Annotated in this window: 9 protein-coding genes; 5 read left to right on the plus strand and 4 right to left on the minus strand. The window is 64.2% G+C overall.

Annotation, left to right across the window (positions count from 1 at the left end; translation table 11 throughout):
• Positions 1-1708 precede the first annotated feature (1708 nt).
• From GQB03_RS17170 to GQB03_RS17185, 4 genes are all read left to right on the plus strand, one after another.
• Positions 1709-3016: an aspartate aminotransferase family protein gene (locus GQB03_RS17170; protein WP_159692017.1), complete on the plus strand. Its 1308-nt coding sequence runs from the start codon at positions 1709-1711 to the stop codon at positions 3014-3016.
• A 27-nt stretch (positions 3017-3043) separates the two neighbouring features.
• Complete coding sequence (locus GQB03_RS17175; RefSeq protein WP_159692019.1) at positions 3044-4537, plus strand: CoA-acylating methylmalonate-semialdehyde dehydrogenase; 1494 nt, start codon at positions 3044-3046, stop codon at positions 4535-4537.
• 72 nt (positions 4538-4609) lie between these two features.
• Positions 4610-5536 (plus strand): LysR family transcriptional regulator, encoded by a 927-nt coding sequence (locus GQB03_RS17180; RefSeq protein WP_159692021.1) that lies wholly within the window; start codon positions 4610-4612, stop codon positions 5534-5536.
• Positions 5537-5632: 96 nt separating this feature from the next.
• Positions 5633-6232 carry a hypothetical protein gene (locus tag GQB03_RS17185; RefSeq protein ID WP_159692023.1) on the plus strand — a complete coding sequence of 200 codons (600 nt, stop codon included), beginning with the start codon at positions 5633-5635 and terminating at the stop codon, positions 6230-6232.
• Positions 6233-6361: 129 nt separating this feature from the next.
• Here GQB03_RS17185 and GQB03_RS23430 read toward each other — a convergent pair whose 3' ends face one another.
• The 3 genes from GQB03_RS23430 to GQB03_RS17200 all read right to left on the minus strand — a co-directional run bounded on the left by GQB03_RS23430 (position 6362) and on the right by GQB03_RS17200 (position 10149).
• Entirely contained in the window at positions 6362-6490 is a 129-nt protein-coding gene (locus GQB03_RS23430; protein ID WP_268817563.1) for a hypothetical protein, read from the minus strand.
• Positions 6491-6873: 383 nt separating this feature from the next.
• On the minus strand, positions 6874-8496 hold the full coding sequence (locus tag GQB03_RS17195) for a GMC family oxidoreductase (RefSeq protein WP_159692025.1): 1623 nt from the start codon (positions 8494-8496) through the stop codon (positions 6874-6876).
• Positions 8497-8637: 141 nt separating this feature from the next.
• The gene (locus tag GQB03_RS17200) at positions 8638-10149 is read right to left on the minus strand and encodes a CoA-acylating methylmalonate-semialdehyde dehydrogenase (RefSeq protein WP_159692027.1); all 1512 of its coding nucleotides are present in this window, start codon (positions 10147-10149) and stop codon (positions 8638-8640) included.
• Positions 10150-10262: 113 nt separating this feature from the next.
• Here GQB03_RS17200 and GQB03_RS17205 point away from each other — a divergent pair, with 113 nt between their 5' ends.
• Positions 10263-11174 (plus strand): LysR family transcriptional regulator, encoded by a 912-nt coding sequence (locus tag GQB03_RS17205; RefSeq protein WP_159692029.1) that lies wholly within the window; start codon positions 10263-10265, stop codon positions 11172-11174.
• Positions 11175-11738: 564 nt separating this feature from the next.
• Here the strand turns inward: GQB03_RS17205 and gyrB are convergent.
• Entirely contained in the window at positions 11739-14237 is a 2499-nt protein-coding gene (gene gyrB, locus GQB03_RS17210) for a DNA topoisomerase (ATP-hydrolyzing) subunit B (RefSeq protein WP_159692031.1), read from the minus strand.
• Positions 14238-14346 lie beyond the last annotated feature (109 nt).

Consider the following 14346-nt stretch of genomic DNA (forward strand, 5'->3'; position numbering starts at 1 on the left):
CCTCCGATGCGCGATTCGGCACCTCGAATCGAATTGAAAAATCAAATCTCGCCGTGAAGTCGCCATGAAAATTACGCTGGGGCCCTTTGCTGGTGAGGAGTCTGGCGCTTTTGCATCACCCTGTTAGGGCTCAGGGAATGGTCTTGCATGCAAGGGACGGGATTGGTCTCAATGGAATTCGCATAGAGCTTGATCCCGCCGTGGTAGATACCGCCTGTCCATTGATTGAGCGGTCGATTCGAACCGTATGTCCAATGGGGATGATCGGCATCCCCGTTCGGCTTGACTTCGTCCGCTTCGTTGATACCGTGGAACAGCACCACAAACTTACTGGCCGACTCTTGGGCGCTGGTATACACCTAGCAGGCGACCAAGACTTGGGATTCAAGAGTTTGTCTTTCCGCGTTGGGCATCTAATGAATTTTGGCGGACGAGATGTCCAACGTGGCGCCGCCTATTTGAGCCTCAGCAGCCGAGACGGGTCTGTTGCCCTCACTGAAGTGCGGGAACTCTTGGACCTTCTGTTCGAGCGAAGTGTTCTACTTTTCTCTGAAGAGTAGCGCAAGCAGTGGAGTCAGATACCGCGCTTAATTACATTACATTCACTAACTCGTACCGCTTCAACGTCCTGCCCACGTCGAGCCGGCGACCCCTTCCCCTTCTGCGCCGCCGAGTGCAGGCCGTGGCCGGCGGGAATTGTCGCGTCGCTGTCCGAGCCCGAAGGGCGAGTTTCGACGCGACCCGCCGGACGCGGACGGAGCGAGGGAACCGGCGTAGCCGGCGGTGCGGCAGGGGGCGCTTCTTTGGTTACTTTCTGGTCGCCACAAGAAAGTAACTCGCCCGCCGGGGCGAGTCCCGGCCAATCGCCATCAATCGGCGGCACGCGCCGAAACGAACAGCAAAGAACGAAACCCTGGACCCCGGCGTCCGCCGGGGCGACGAATCAAAAGATACACGCCACCACGGACCCCATCCTCGGGGCTGCTCATCATCCGAGGCAACCGGCGCGGACCGCGATACCCACAGCACGCATGAGATGGCGTGTTTCACCGAGACAAAACTTCATGTTCGTACCTGAGCATTGGGCTCAGGTCGCGCTTCACTCACCAACTCGTACCACTTCAACGTCCTGCCCACGTTGAGCCGCCAGCTGGATTGCCAACCTAGATCATCACCACGCACCGCCACCCGTCGGCAACGGCAAAGCCGAGCCGGCGCCCGCTTCCCCTTCTGCACCGCCGAGTGCTGGCCGTGGCCGGCGGGACTTGTCGCATCGCTGTCCGAGCCCGCAGGGCGAGTTTCGACGCGACCCGCCGGACGCGGACGGAGCGAGGGAACCGGCGTAGCCGGCGGTGCGGCAGGGGGCGCTTCTTTGGTGACTTGCTTGTCGCCACAAGAAAGTGACTCGCCCGCCGGGGCGAGACCCGGCCAATCGCCATCAATCGGCGGCGCACACCAAAACGAACAGCAAAGAACGAGACCCTGGACCCCGGCGTCCGCCGGGGCGACAGATCAAAGATACACGCCACCACAGGCCCCCTCCTCGGGGCTGCTCATCGTCCGAGGCAACCGGCGCGGACCGCGATACCCACAGCACGTAAGATACGGCATGTTTCACCGAGACGAAACTTCATGTTCGAATCCGGTCGTTTTCTGCATCAGAAATCTTGACTAGCATGAACGGATACCCTCACGGATACCTGCCACCATGAATCACGATCAGGCCTACTGGCTGCCTTACACCGCCAACCGCGCTTTCTGGAAATCGCCCCGCGTCATCAAGGCCGCACTGGGCCACTACTACACCACGGACGACGGCCGGCAGTTGCTGGACGGGTTTTCCGGGCTGTGGACCTCGGGGATCGGCCACTGCCATCCGGCCATCGTCTCGGCGGTGCAGCAGCAGGTTGCCACGCTCGACTACGCGATGGGCTTCCAGGTCACCAACGACCGCGCCATCCAGCTCGCCCGCGAGGTCGCCGAGCTGGCGCCACCGGGGCTCGACCGGGTGTTCTTCACCAATTCGGGTTCGGAATCGGCGGATACCGCGCTGAAGATCGCGCTGGCCTACCAGCGCGCCCGCGGCCAGGGCCAGCGGACCCGGCTGATCGGACGCGAGCGCGGCTACCACGGGGTGAACTTCGGCGGCATGTCGGTGGGCGGCATGACGGCCAACCGCAAGGTCTTCAGCGCCACGCTGCTGCCCGGGGTGGATCACATCCGCCACACCCACAGCCTGGCCGACATGGCCTTCAGCCGCGGCCAGCCGGGCTGGGGTGCACATCTGGCAGAGGATCTCGAGCGCCTCGTCGCGCTGCACGACGCTTCCAATATCGCCGCGCTGATCGTCGAGCCAGTGGCGGGCTCAGCGGGGATCCTGGTGCCACCAATAGGCTACCTGCAGCGCCTGCGCGAGATCTGTGACACGCATGGCATCCTGCTGATCTTCGACGAGGTGATCAATGCCTTCGGCCGGGTCGGCGCGCCCTTTGCGGCGGAACGCTTCGGGGTGACGCCGGACATCATCACCACCGCCAAGGGGCTCACCAACGGCGTGGTGCCGATGGGCGCGGTGATCGTCCGCGAGGAGATCTACCAGGCCATGATGCAGGGCCCGGACAACGCGGTGGAGCTGTTCCACGGCTACACCTATTCGGGCCACCCGCTTGCCGCCGCCGCCGGTGTGGCGACGATGAAGGTCTACCGCGACGAGGACGTGTTTGCGCGCGCCCGGGCGCTCGAACCGGTGTTCGAGGAGATGCTCCACGCACTCAAGGGCGAGCCGCACGTGATCGACATCCGCAACTTTGGCCTGATGGGCGGGGTCGAGCTCGCGCCGCGTCCGGGTGCGCCGGGTGCGCGTGGCCTGGCGGTCTTCCTCAAATGCTTCGAGGCCGGGGTCGTGATCAGGAACAGCGGCGACATCATCCAGTTTTCGCCCTTCCTCGATTCCACGCCGGACGAGCTCGCGCGCATCGTCGAGACGGTGCGCCAGGCGCTGCACACGATTGATTGAACCCACAAGAACACGAGAGACACGGCAATGAACACCATCGGTCACTACATCAACGGGCAGGTCGTCGCCGACACCAACCGTGCCCAGGCGGTCTTCAACCCGGCGCTGGGCGAGCCGGTGCGCGAGGTGGCCATGGCCAGCCGCGCCACCGTCGAGCAGGCCATCGCGGCAGCCGAAGCCGCCTTCCCGGGCTGGCGCAAGACGCCGCCGCTCAAGCGCGCGCGCGTGCTGTTCGCCTACAAGGCGCTGCTCGACAAGCACGCCGAGCGCATCGTCGCGGCGATTGTGGAGGAGCACGGCAAGGTCTGGGAAGACGCCCACGGCGAGCTGCAGCGCGGCATCGAGGTGGTGGAATACGCCTGTGGCGCACCGGAATTCCTCAAGGGCGAGCACAGCCGCGACGTCGGCCCGGAGATCGACTCCTGGTCGGAGTTTCCGCCGCTCGGCGTGGTGGCCGGCATCACCCCGTTCAACTTCCCCTCGATGGTCCCGATGTGGATGTTTCCGATGGCGATCGCCTGCGGCAACTGCTTCATCCTCAAGCCCTCCGAGAAGGACCCCTCGGCGGCGATGATCCTCGCCGAGCTGCTCACCGAGGCCGGGCTGCCGCCGGGCGTGTTCAACGTGGTCAATGGCGACAAGGAAGCGGTCGACACCCTGCTCACCGATGCGCGGGTCAAGGCGGTGAGCTTCGTCGGATCCACGCCGATCGCCGAGTACATCTATTCAACCGGCACCGCCCACGGCAAGCGGGTGCAGGCGCTCGGCGGCGCCAAGAACCACGCCGTGGTGATGCCCGACGCGGACCTCGACAACGCGGTGAACGCGATCATGGGCGCGGCCTACGGATCGTGCGGCGAGCGTTGCATGGCGATCTCGGTGGTGGTCGCGGTGGGCGAAGCAGTAGCCGACGAAGTGGTGAAGCGGCTCAAGCCCAAGGTCGAGGCGCTGGCCATTGGCAACGGTGCCACGCGCGGGCTCGACATGGGACCGCTGGTCACCGGCGCGCACCGCGACAAGGTCAGAAGCTACATCGACCTGGGCGCCGAAGAAGGGGCCGAGCTGGTGGTGGACGGCCGCGGCCTCAAGGTTGCCGGCCATGAAAAGGGCTTCTTCCTCGGCGGCACCCTGCTCGACCACGTCAAGCCGACGATGCGCGTCTATCAGGAAGAAATCTTCGGCCCGGTGCTGGCGGTGGTGCGGGTGGCGAGCCTGCAGGAAGCCATCGCCCTGATCGACGCCCACGAGTTCGGCAACGGCACTTGCGTGTTCACGCGTGACGGCGCGGTGGCGCGGCACTTCACCGACAGCGTTCAGGTCGGCATGGTGGGCGTGAACGTGCCGCTGCCGGTGCCGGTCGCCTGCCAGAGCTTCGGTGGCTGGAAGCGCTCGCTGTTCGGCGACCTCTACGCCTATGGCCCGGATGCGGTGCGCTTCTACACCCGCCGCAAGACGCTCACCCAACGCTGGCCCACGGCAGGCATCGAAAAAGCGCAATTCGCCTTCCCGAGCAACGGCTGAGGCGCGACACACCTGCCGGGCAAAGCAGCCCGGCGGGTCGGTCCGTGCAGGTTTCGTGAAACAATCGCCACCATGAAAGCCCGCGCCCTGCTCACCAGTCTCGCCGAGGCGGACCTACGTCTGCTGCGCATCTTCATCGCGATCGCCGAATCGGGCGGGCTGGCGGCGGCTGAGCTGCGGCTCAACATCAGCCGCTCGGTGATCAGCCGCCACCTCAAGGACCTCGAGACGCGACTCGGCGTACGCCTGTGCGAGCGCGGCCGTTCCGGCTTTGCGCTCACCGAGGAAGGCGCCACGGTACTCGACGCCGCCCGGCGGCTGTTTTCGCAGATCGAGGGGTTCAGGCGCGAAGTGACCAGCCTGCATGGCGATCCGCGCGGCGAACTCAACCTGGCGGTGTTCGACAAGTTCGTCACCAACCCCGCCTGCCGGCTCGCCGAGACCATCGCCGCATTCGGCGCCGAGGCACCCGCGGTGACGCTGAACATGCACGTCGCCGGCACGATCGCCATCGAAAAGGGGCTGCTTGAAGGCGACATCCAGGCCGCCATCCATCCCTTTCACCGCGCCAGCGAGAGCCTGCTCTACTGGCCGCTGTTCGGCGAGCAGATGTGGCTCTACGGCGCCCCCGAACACCCGCTGCTGCGCGACGGCCGGCTGCCCGACGAAGCAGCGCTGCGCACCGCCGCTTTCGTCGGCCTGGGCTACCACTCGCGCAACATGGAGCACTTCTGGCGTCTCGGCCTCCAGCCGGCGGCGCGCGCCCACGAACAGGAAGGCAGTGTGGTGTTGATCCGCTCCGGGCGCTACCTCGGCTTTCTGCCCGAACACTATGCGGCGTCGTTCGAGCGGGCCGGCACACTGCGCCGCATCCCCTCCGACACCCTGCAATACCACTGCGAATGGGGCGTCTCGATCGCCCGCACACCGCCGCCCGGTCGCGTCGCACGGCACTTCACCGCGCTGCTGCGCGAGATGCACCGACAACCACTCGCTTGAGGAAAGCGCCGGCGCTGCAATGCAATCGCGCCTCCCGCGTGCGAACTGCCGGTACTGTATCGGCCTATCGCGCCGCACCACCCCCAGAGGCCCGGAATGAGCCCGAAAATCAATGAACTGCTCGAACGCATCCGCCACATAGAGGACGAAATCGAGCACGAACTGCAACGCCGCCGCGCCGAGCTGAACGCTGACTTCGAAGACAAGCGCATCCGCTTCGAACAGGAAGTGCTCGAACAACAGCGCCGCTTCAAGACCGGGTTGCTCAAGTACCTGCTGGGCGCCCGCCTGCGCAACGTCATCACTGCGCCGGTCATCTACGCGGTGTTCTTTCCACTGCTGCTCACCGATATCGCGGTAACGCTCTACCAGCTCATCTGCTTCCCACTCTACGGCATCGCCCGCGTGCGCCGCCGCGACTACCTCGTCTTCGATCGCGCCCACCTCGGCTATCTCAACATCATCGAAAAGATCAACTGCGCCTACTGTTCATACGGCAACGGCCTCGCCGCCTACATCCGCGAAGTGCTCGGCCGCACCGAACAGTTCTGGTGCCCGATCAAACACTCCCGGCGCGTGATGCAGGCACATCCGTATTACGGCGGCTTCGTGGATTTCGGCGACGCGGAAGGGTACCGGCGCGAGTTGAAGGCGCTGAGGGAAGAATTGGCGAAACTGGGCGATGAGAATGAATAGCTCCCGGACATGGCAAGATGATTCCGACCAGGGATCAGACGATCCTCGTCATATAGAAACAAAAACGTGAAGGGCCGGGGATTACGCTTTTGTACGGCCGGTCGTATGCAACAATTCTAGAACTGACCCCTATGCTTCCTCTCCGCACAAGGGCACGATGGTCTCGGGCGGGAGCGGCAGCACCAACGTCCCGGGCGGCTGCAGGCGTCGCATGCCGTAGCGGATGTCGATATCGGTCTGTGTGGTTTCCAGATCCACCTGGCAGGTGCTGAAGCTTGCGGGGCCCGTTCCCAATCAGCGTGGTCACAGAGATCCTTGGCTGCTGCCTGCGTGATTTGTGCGTCGAGGCAAATGCTTGAGCGACAAATTGGCGCCGCTAACTTCCGCACCTGCAAACACTTCCTTCTGCACTCTGACCCGCGTTTCTCCACCCTGGTAATCGATCGCTTATCGCAGAACAGCTGCAACGATCGGTTTCGTTGCTTTCCTGCCCAGAACAGGTTTCCCTTCTCCTTCACCCTTGACAAGAAAACTGGGCGGATTGGCGAATCACCGCACCCCAAGCTACATACTATTCTGTCAGCTTGATTGGTAATACCAGCGCCAGCAAATGCAGCGCTGCTGGCGCCCCGTCTGCAACGTCAGGCTGATCGCAGTCGGTCCTCGCGGATCATCTGCGCGCCGCGTGCCGCGATCATGATCGTCGGCGAGCTGGTGTTGCCGGAGGTGATGGTCGGCATGATCGATGCATCGACCACGCGCAGGCCGCCCAACCCCAACACTTGCAGGCGGGCATCGGTCACCGCGCTCGGATCGTCTTCCCGCCCCATCTTGCAGGTGCCGACCGGGTGGAATATCGTGGTGCCGATGTTGCCTGCGGCGACCGCCAGATCTTCGTCGGTCTCGAAGCCCGGGCCGGGTAGGTGCTCGACCGGCTTGAACGGTGCCAGCGCGGGCTGGCCCGCGATCTTCCGGGTCAGGCGGATCGCTCTGGCGGCCTTGGCGCGATCTTCCGGATCGGTGAGATACATTGGCGCAATGCGCGGAGCGCTGGCCGGGTCGCGGTCGCGGATCGTGACGTGGCCGCGCGATTTCGGGCGCAGGTCGCAAACGCTGGCGGTGAAGGCCGGAAACTTGTGCACCGGGTCGCCGAACTTGTCCAGCGAGAGCGGTTGCACGTGGTATTCGAGGTCTGGGTTTTCGACCGAGGAGTCGGAACAGGCGAACAGGCCGAGCTGGCTCGGCGCCATGGTCAAGGGGCCGCGGCGGAACAAGGCGTATTCCAGGCCCATCATCGCCTTGCCCCAAAGGCTGTTGGCCCGCTGGTTCAGGGTCTTGATGCCGCTCACTTTGAAGATGCTGCGCAGCTGCAGGTGATCCTGCAGGTTGTTACCGACCCCCTTCAACTCATGGGCGAGTGGAATACCGAGCTCTTGCAGTGTTGCGCCGTCGCCGATGCCTGAGCGCTGCAGGATCGCCGGCGAACCGAGCGAACCAGCCGCAAGCACGGTCTCGATGCGTGCGCGGGCGACGCACTCCTCGCCATCGCGGCGGAAGATGATGCCTTTCACCCACCGCCCGTCAATCAGCAGCCGGTCGGACAGGGCGCCGGTGATGATGGTCAGATTGGGCCGGTGGCGCACCGGATCGAGGAAGCCGCGCACTGCGCTCCAGCGGGTGCCGCGTTTTTGATTGACCTCGAACTGGCTGACGCCGAGGTTGTTGCCACGGTTGAAGTCTTCGGTCATTGGAATGCCGGCTTCCGCGGTGGCTTCGGCGAAACGGTCGAGGATGTCCCAGCGCAGGCGCTGCTGCTCGACCCGCCACTCGCCGCCGCTGCCATGGTGCTCGCTGCCGCCGCGCCAATTGTCCTCGACGCCCTTGAAGTGCGGTAGTACCGCGTCCCAACTCCAGCCGGCTTCGCCGGTGAGCTCGGCCCATTCGTTGTAGTCGCGGGCCTGGCCGCGCAGGTAGAGCATCGCATTGATCAGCGTCGAGCCGCCGAGCCCCTTGCCGCGGGCGTAGATGATGCTGCGTCCGTTCAGGCCCGGCTCGGGCTCGGTCTTGTAGCACCAGTCGGTGCGCGGGTTGTTGATGCAGTAGAGATAGCCGACAGGGATCTTGGTCCAGATCCATTTCTCGTCGTTGCCGGCTTCGAGCAGCAACACGCTAACGTCCGCGTCGGCCGAGAGGCGGTTGGCCAGCACGCAGCCCGCAGCGCCGCCGCCAACGATGACGTAGTCAAATTCACCTATATCTTTCATGGGAAGTTCCTGAATTCGAATTTTGGAGGGCCGTCGCCGACGCACTCGGGGCCGGCGGGATTCCGGCCGCATGCGGCGTCTGACCCGATCAGTAAGCGGCGGGCCGAGGCCCGCCGTACAGCTCGTCTTTTCAGTGAAGGATCAATTGACCGGCATCACGAATTCCGGCCCCTTCGAACCGCTATCCGGCCAGCGTTGCATCACGCTCTTGTAGCGGGTGTAGAAGCGCACGCCTTCCTCGCCGTAGCTGTGGTGATCGCCGAACAGGCTCTGCTTCCAGCCACCGAACGAGTGCCAGGCCATCGGCACTGGCAGAGGCACATTGATGCCGACCATGCCGATCTGGATCTTCTGCGCGAACTCCTGTGCGGTGCGGCCGTCACGGGTGTAGCAGGCGACGCCGTTGCCGAAGGCGTGCGAATTGACCAGCTCGACCGCCTCGGCGAAGGTGTCGACCCGCAGCACGCACAACACCGGGCCGAAGATTTCCTCTCGGTAGATCTTCATGTCCGGCGTGACGTTGTCGAACAGCGAGGCGCCGAGGAAGTAACCCTGCTCGCGGCCCGGCACGACCAGCCCGCGACCGTCCATCACCAGCGTCGCCCCTTGCTCGACGCCCGAGGCAATGTAGCCTTCGATGCGCTGCTTGGCTTCGGCGGTCACGATCGGGCCCATGTCGGCACCCTCTGCTTCACCGTCGTTCACACTCAGCGCGCGGGCACGGGTGGCAACCTTGTCGACAAGTTCGTCGGCGATATGGCCGACCGCAACCGCGACCGAGATCGCCATGCAGCGTTCTCCGGCGGACCCGTAGGCGGCACCGATCAGCGCGTCGGCGGCCTGATCAAGGTCGGCGTCAGGCATCACCACCATATGGTTCTTCGCACCGCCCAGTGCCTGCGAGCGCTTGCCGTTGCGGGCCGAGGTCTCGTAGATGTACTTGGCGATCGGGGTCGAGCCGACGAAGCTCACTGCCTGCACGTCGGGGTGGTTCAGCAGACGATCGACCGCGAGCTTGTCGCCTTGGACGACGTTGAACACGCCGGCTGGCAGTCCGGCTTCGCGGAACAGCTCGGCGGTCAGCAACGAGGGCGAGGGGTCGCGCTCGGAGGGCTTGAGGATGAAGCTGTTGCCGCAGGCGATCGACACCGGCGCCATCCACATCGGGACCATGAACGGGAAGTTGAAGGGCGTGATGCCGGCTGTGACGCCCAGCGGTGCGCGCTGGCTCCAGTTGCTGATGCCGCCACCAACGTTGTCCGAGTACTGCCCCTTGAGGAGTTGGGGGATGCCGCAGGCGAACTCGATGATCTCGAGCCCGCGCTGCACTTCACCCTTGGCGTCCGGGAAGGTCTTGCCATGCTCGCGGGTGATCAGGCGGGCGAGGTCGTCGGTGTGGCGCTCGACCAGTTCCTTCATCTTGAACAGCACCCGCGCGCGCTTCTGCGGCGCCATCGCGCCCCAGGCCTGCTGTGCGGTGGCGGCGCTGGCGACTGCCGCGTCGACTTCCGCTTCGGTGGCCAGACCGACCTGGCGGGTCGAGCGGCCCAGAGCCGGGTCGAAGACCGGCTGGCTGCGCTCGGCGGCCGGACGGGGTTCGTTGTCGATCCAGTGGTCGATGTGCTCGGGGGCGTTGATGTAAGTAAGGCTCATATCTCTTCCTTCGCTGTGTAACGGCTGTGACGATGGATCGTATTTAGAACCATGTGCCACAGAGGATCCAATGAGTTATTCTTGGTTTCGTTATTCGAATTGCTAATTTCAGAATGGACTACTCAGGACTGCGCGCGTTTGTCACCGTGGCACGCGAGGGCAACCTCACCCGCGCCGCGGAGCGGCTCTTCGTGACCCAGCCGGCGCTCAGCCTACAGCTTAAGAAGTTGCATGAATCAATCGGTGTCACGCTCTTCGAGCGGCGACCGCGCGGCATGCGCCTGACCGAGGCGGGGCAGAAACTGTTGCCGGCCGCCGAGCGGGCGCTGACTGCCGTGGCCGAGTTCCGCGCCGCGGCGACGAGGCTGAAGGGTTCGGTGACCGGACGGTTGAGGCTCGGCACCATCGTCGATCCCGAGTTCCTGCGCATGGGGCCGTTCCTGCGCCTGCTGGCGGAGCGCCACCCCGGTCTGTCGTTCGAACTATCACACGGCATGTCGGGCGCGGTTGCCCGCGAGTTGGAGGCGGGGCGGCTCGACGTTGCTTACGCGCTCGGCCCACCCGGGTTGGCGGAACTGAAGAATCGCTTTTACGTTGTCACGCTAACCGCGTTCGTTTATCGCGTCATTGCTCCGGCAGGCTGGAGCGGCCAGGTGCGGGGGAAAGGATGGCGCGACCTTGCGCGACTACCGTGGATTGGTACGCCGCCCGACTCAGTCCATTCGCGCCTCTTGAGCCGCATCTTTGCCGCTGAAGGCGTTGCGCAGCGGGTCGTCGCACGGGTCGATCTCGAGCCCTCGATGATCGATCTGGTGAAGTCGGGCGTCGCGCTGGCGCTTGCGCGCGAAAGTCTCGCGCTGCGTGCTGCGCACGCCGAAGGCATCGTCATGGCCGATGCGGTGTCGGTACCCGCCGAACTTGGCTTCATTTGCCGTCAAGAATGCAAAGAGGAGCCACTGATCGCGGCGGCGATGAACATCGTCGAGGAGGTTTGGCACGGCGGGGGTAGAAGCGGCGCGAGTTGATCGCGTGGGCGGCGCGCGTGTAGCAGATACGATTGGTGAAACGTGAAAGCGCCGTATCGCGCTTTGAAGAAGGGTTCTCTCGTCACCTGATGGAATGGTGGTCGCCGGTTCCGATTTGCAGTCAGCCTGTCGCTTCAACTCCACGTTGAGAGTTTGCTCTTGCAGCGCTCGGCCGGCTGCCGAGCGTCGAATCTGTGAGTCCGCAGCATCAAGGACCTGCAGTTCGCCCACGCTGAGCGCCGTGTAGCAGGTGTCGGCCGGATTGCCGCCGCTCGATGGGCATGCCCCTCAGGCCGAGTTGCTCCCGTAGGCAGGACGGCAGTTTTTTGAGTGGAGCTGCCTCTCGATCGGCAGCTTGAGAGTAAACGCGATGGGCCGGTCGTGGCCGAATCCAGCCCGCGGGCCGCCATTCTACCAGCGGTCTGATCTTGTCACTTTTGATGGCATAACGTCCGAACCTTTTCGCGTTCTGTGGCACATGAACCGGTACTCGTGACGTGAAACGTGAAAAATCACTTACCCATCAATCGGGGTGTTTTCACTTTCTGTGTCACCCGACAACAATCACACATCAATATTTTGCGCATACAAGGCGTTCTCTTCGATGAACGCCCTGCGCGGCTCCACGTTATCGCCCATCAGCGTGGTGAAGATCTCGTCGGCGGCGATGGCGTCGTCGATCTGCACGCGCAGCAGGCGGCGCACGGCGGGGTCCATGGTGGTTTCCCAGAGCTGCTCGGGATTCATCTCGCCGAGGCCCTTGTAACGCTGCTTGCTGATGCCGCGCTCGACTTCCTTGAGCAGCCACTGGATGGCTTCGGCGAAGCTCTTCACCGGTGCGCCCTTTTCGCCGCGGCGGATGGTGGCACCCTTGCCGACCAGGCCGTCGAGGCTTTGCGCGGCGGTGCGGATGGTCTTGTAGTCGCCGGAGAGGATGAGGTCTTCCTCGATCCAGCCGAGCTTGCGGTTGCCGTGGCGCATGCGTTCGATGGCGATGCGCCAGGCTTCACCGGTTTCGTCGTAGTCGGCACGCAGGGTCACTGTTGACGGCATGACGGCCTGCAGGCGCTCGACCGAGGCGCGGGTGGTGGCTTCGTCGGAGATGTCGATCTCGAGGTTGTGGTGCAGCACCGCGTGCAGCACCTGGGCATCGACATAGCCGGCCAGGCGGTTGATGACGGCTTCGGCAAGCAGGTAGCCGCGTGCCAGGCCGCCGAGGGTTTCGTCGACGATCGGTTCGGCGCCTTCGGTCGGGACGAGCATGGCGCCGTCGAGCGCGAGCTTGAGCAGGTGGGCGTTGAGCTCGTGGTCGTCCTTGATGTAGAGCTCGTTCTTGCCGTGCTTGATCTTGTAGAGCGGCGGCTGGGCGATGTAGATGTGGCCGCGTTCGACCAGCTCGGGCATCTGGCGATAGAAGAAGGTGAGCAGCAGGGTGCGGATGTGGGCGCCGTCGACGTCCGCATCGGTCATGAGGATGATGCGGTGGTAGCGCAGCTTTTCGGGCTTGTAGTCGTCCTTGCCCATGCCGCTGCCGATGCCGGTGCCGAGCGCGGTGATGAGGGTGGCGATCTGCTCGGAGCTGATGAGCTTGTCGAAGCGGGCGCGCTCGACGTTCAGCACCTTGCCGCGCAGCGGCAGGATGGCCTGGAATTTACGGTCGCGGCCCTGCTTGGCGGAGCCGCCGGCGGAGTCACCCTCGACGATGTAGATCTCGCACAGTGCAGGGTCCTTCTCCTGGCAGTCGGCGAGCTTGCCCGGCAGGCCCACGCCGTCGAGCACGCCCTTGCGGCGCGTCATCTCGCGGGCCTTGCGGGCGGCTTCGCGGGCGCGCGAGGCTTCGACGATCTTGCCGCAGATGGTCTTGGCGTCGAGCGGGTTCTCGAGCAGGTATTCGGCGAGCTTCTGGGCAACCACTTCTTCAACGGCCGGGCGCGCTTCGGACGAGACCAGCTTCATCTTGGTCTGGCTGGCAAACTTGGGGTCCGGCATCTTGACCGAAAGCACGCAGGCGAGGCCTTCGCGCATGTCGTCGCCGGTGACGTCGACCTTGGCTTTCTTGGCGATCTCGTTTTCGTCGATGTACTTGTTGATGACGCGGGTCATCGCCGCGCGCAGGCCGGTGAGGTGAGTGCCACCGTCCGCCTGCGGGATGTTGTTGGTGAAGCACAGCACCTGTTCCTGGTAGCTGTCGTTCCACTGCATTGCCACTTCCACGGTGAGCTCGACATCGTGGCCGGCACCGGTGGGGATCTGGGTGGCGCCTTCGGCGTAGAACACGGTGGGGTGCAGCACGCTCTTGCTGCGGTTTACATAGTCCACGAAGCCGCGCACGCCGCCCGAGAAAGCAAAATCTTCTTCCTTGCCGGTACGCTGGTCGAGCAGGCGGATGCGCACGCCGTTGTTGAGGAAGGAGAGCTCGCGCAAGCGCTTGGCGAGGATCTCGTAGTGGAACTCGATGGTGCCGAAGATCTCTTCATCGGCCATGAAGTGCACTTCGGTGCCGCGCTTGGTGGTTTCGCCCACGACCTTGAGCGGCGAGGTCTCGATGCCATCGACCAGCTCGATGACGCGGTCCTGGGCATGGCCGCGGTTGAACTCGAGGAAGTGTTTCTTGCCGTCGCGGCGGATGGTGAGGCGCAGCCACTTGGAGAGCGCGTTCACGCAGCTCACACCCACACCGTGCAGGCCGCCCGAAACCTTGTAGCTGTTCTGGTTGAATTTTCCACCGGCGTGCAGCACGCACATCACGATCTCGGCCGCCGAGCGCTTTGGCTCGTGCTTGTCGTCCATCTTGACCCCGACCGGAATGCCGCGGCCGTTGTCGCTGACCGAGATGGAGTTATCGAGATGGATGGTCACCACGATGTCGTCGCAATGCCCGGCCAGCGCCTCGTCGATGGCGTTATCGACCACCTCGAACACCATGTGGTGCAGGCCGGTCCCGTCCGAAGTGTCGCCGATATACATCCCCGGGCGTTTGCGTACCGCCTCCAGCCCCTCGAGCTGCTGGATGCTGGATTCGTCGTAATCGGCTTGCGGCGGGGTATTGAGCGGTTCGGACATAAATAATCTCGGTGATCGGCCACGAAAAAGCTGTGGCCAATGGCAAACAAAATCAGGCCAAGGAGGCGTGCAGAAACCGTAGCGAGCACGTTCAGGCTGGCGCGAGAAG

The sequence above is a fragment of the Cognatazoarcus halotolerans genome, from assembly GCF_009800965.1.
Taxonomy (GTDB): domain Bacteria; phylum Pseudomonadota; class Gammaproteobacteria; order Burkholderiales; family Rhodocyclaceae; genus Cognatazoarcus; species Cognatazoarcus halotolerans.

Excerpts from the sequence above, each read along its gene's own strand:
- GQB03_RS17200 (WP_159692027.1), bottom strand. The coding sequence starts at position 10,149 with ATGAGCCTTACTTACATCAACGCCCCCGAGCACATCGACCACTGGATC.
- gyrB (WP_159692031.1), bottom strand. The coding sequence starts at position 14,237 with ATGTCCGAACCGCTCAATACCCCGCCGCAAGCCGATTACGACGAATCC.
- GQB03_RS17180 (WP_159692021.1), top strand. The coding sequence starts at position 4,610 with ATGAAAGCCCGCGCCCTGCTCACCAGTCTCGCCGAGGCGGACCTACGT.
- GQB03_RS17205 (WP_159692029.1), top strand. The coding sequence starts at position 10,263 with ATGGACTACTCAGGACTGCGCGCGTTTGTCACCGTGGCACGCGAGGGC.
- GQB03_RS17175 (WP_159692019.1), top strand. The coding sequence starts at position 3,044 with ATGAACACCATCGGTCACTACATCAACGGGCAGGTCGTCGCCGACACC.
- GQB03_RS17170 (WP_159692017.1), top strand. The coding sequence starts at position 1,709 with ATGAATCACGATCAGGCCTACTGGCTGCCTTACACCGCCAACCGCGCT.
- GQB03_RS17195 (WP_159692025.1), bottom strand. The coding sequence starts at position 8,496 with ATGAAAGATATAGGTGAATTTGACTACGTCATCGTTGGCGGCGGCGCT.
- GQB03_RS17185 (WP_159692023.1), top strand. The coding sequence starts at position 5,633 with ATGAGCCCGAAAATCAATGAACTGCTCGAACGCATCCGCCACATAGAG.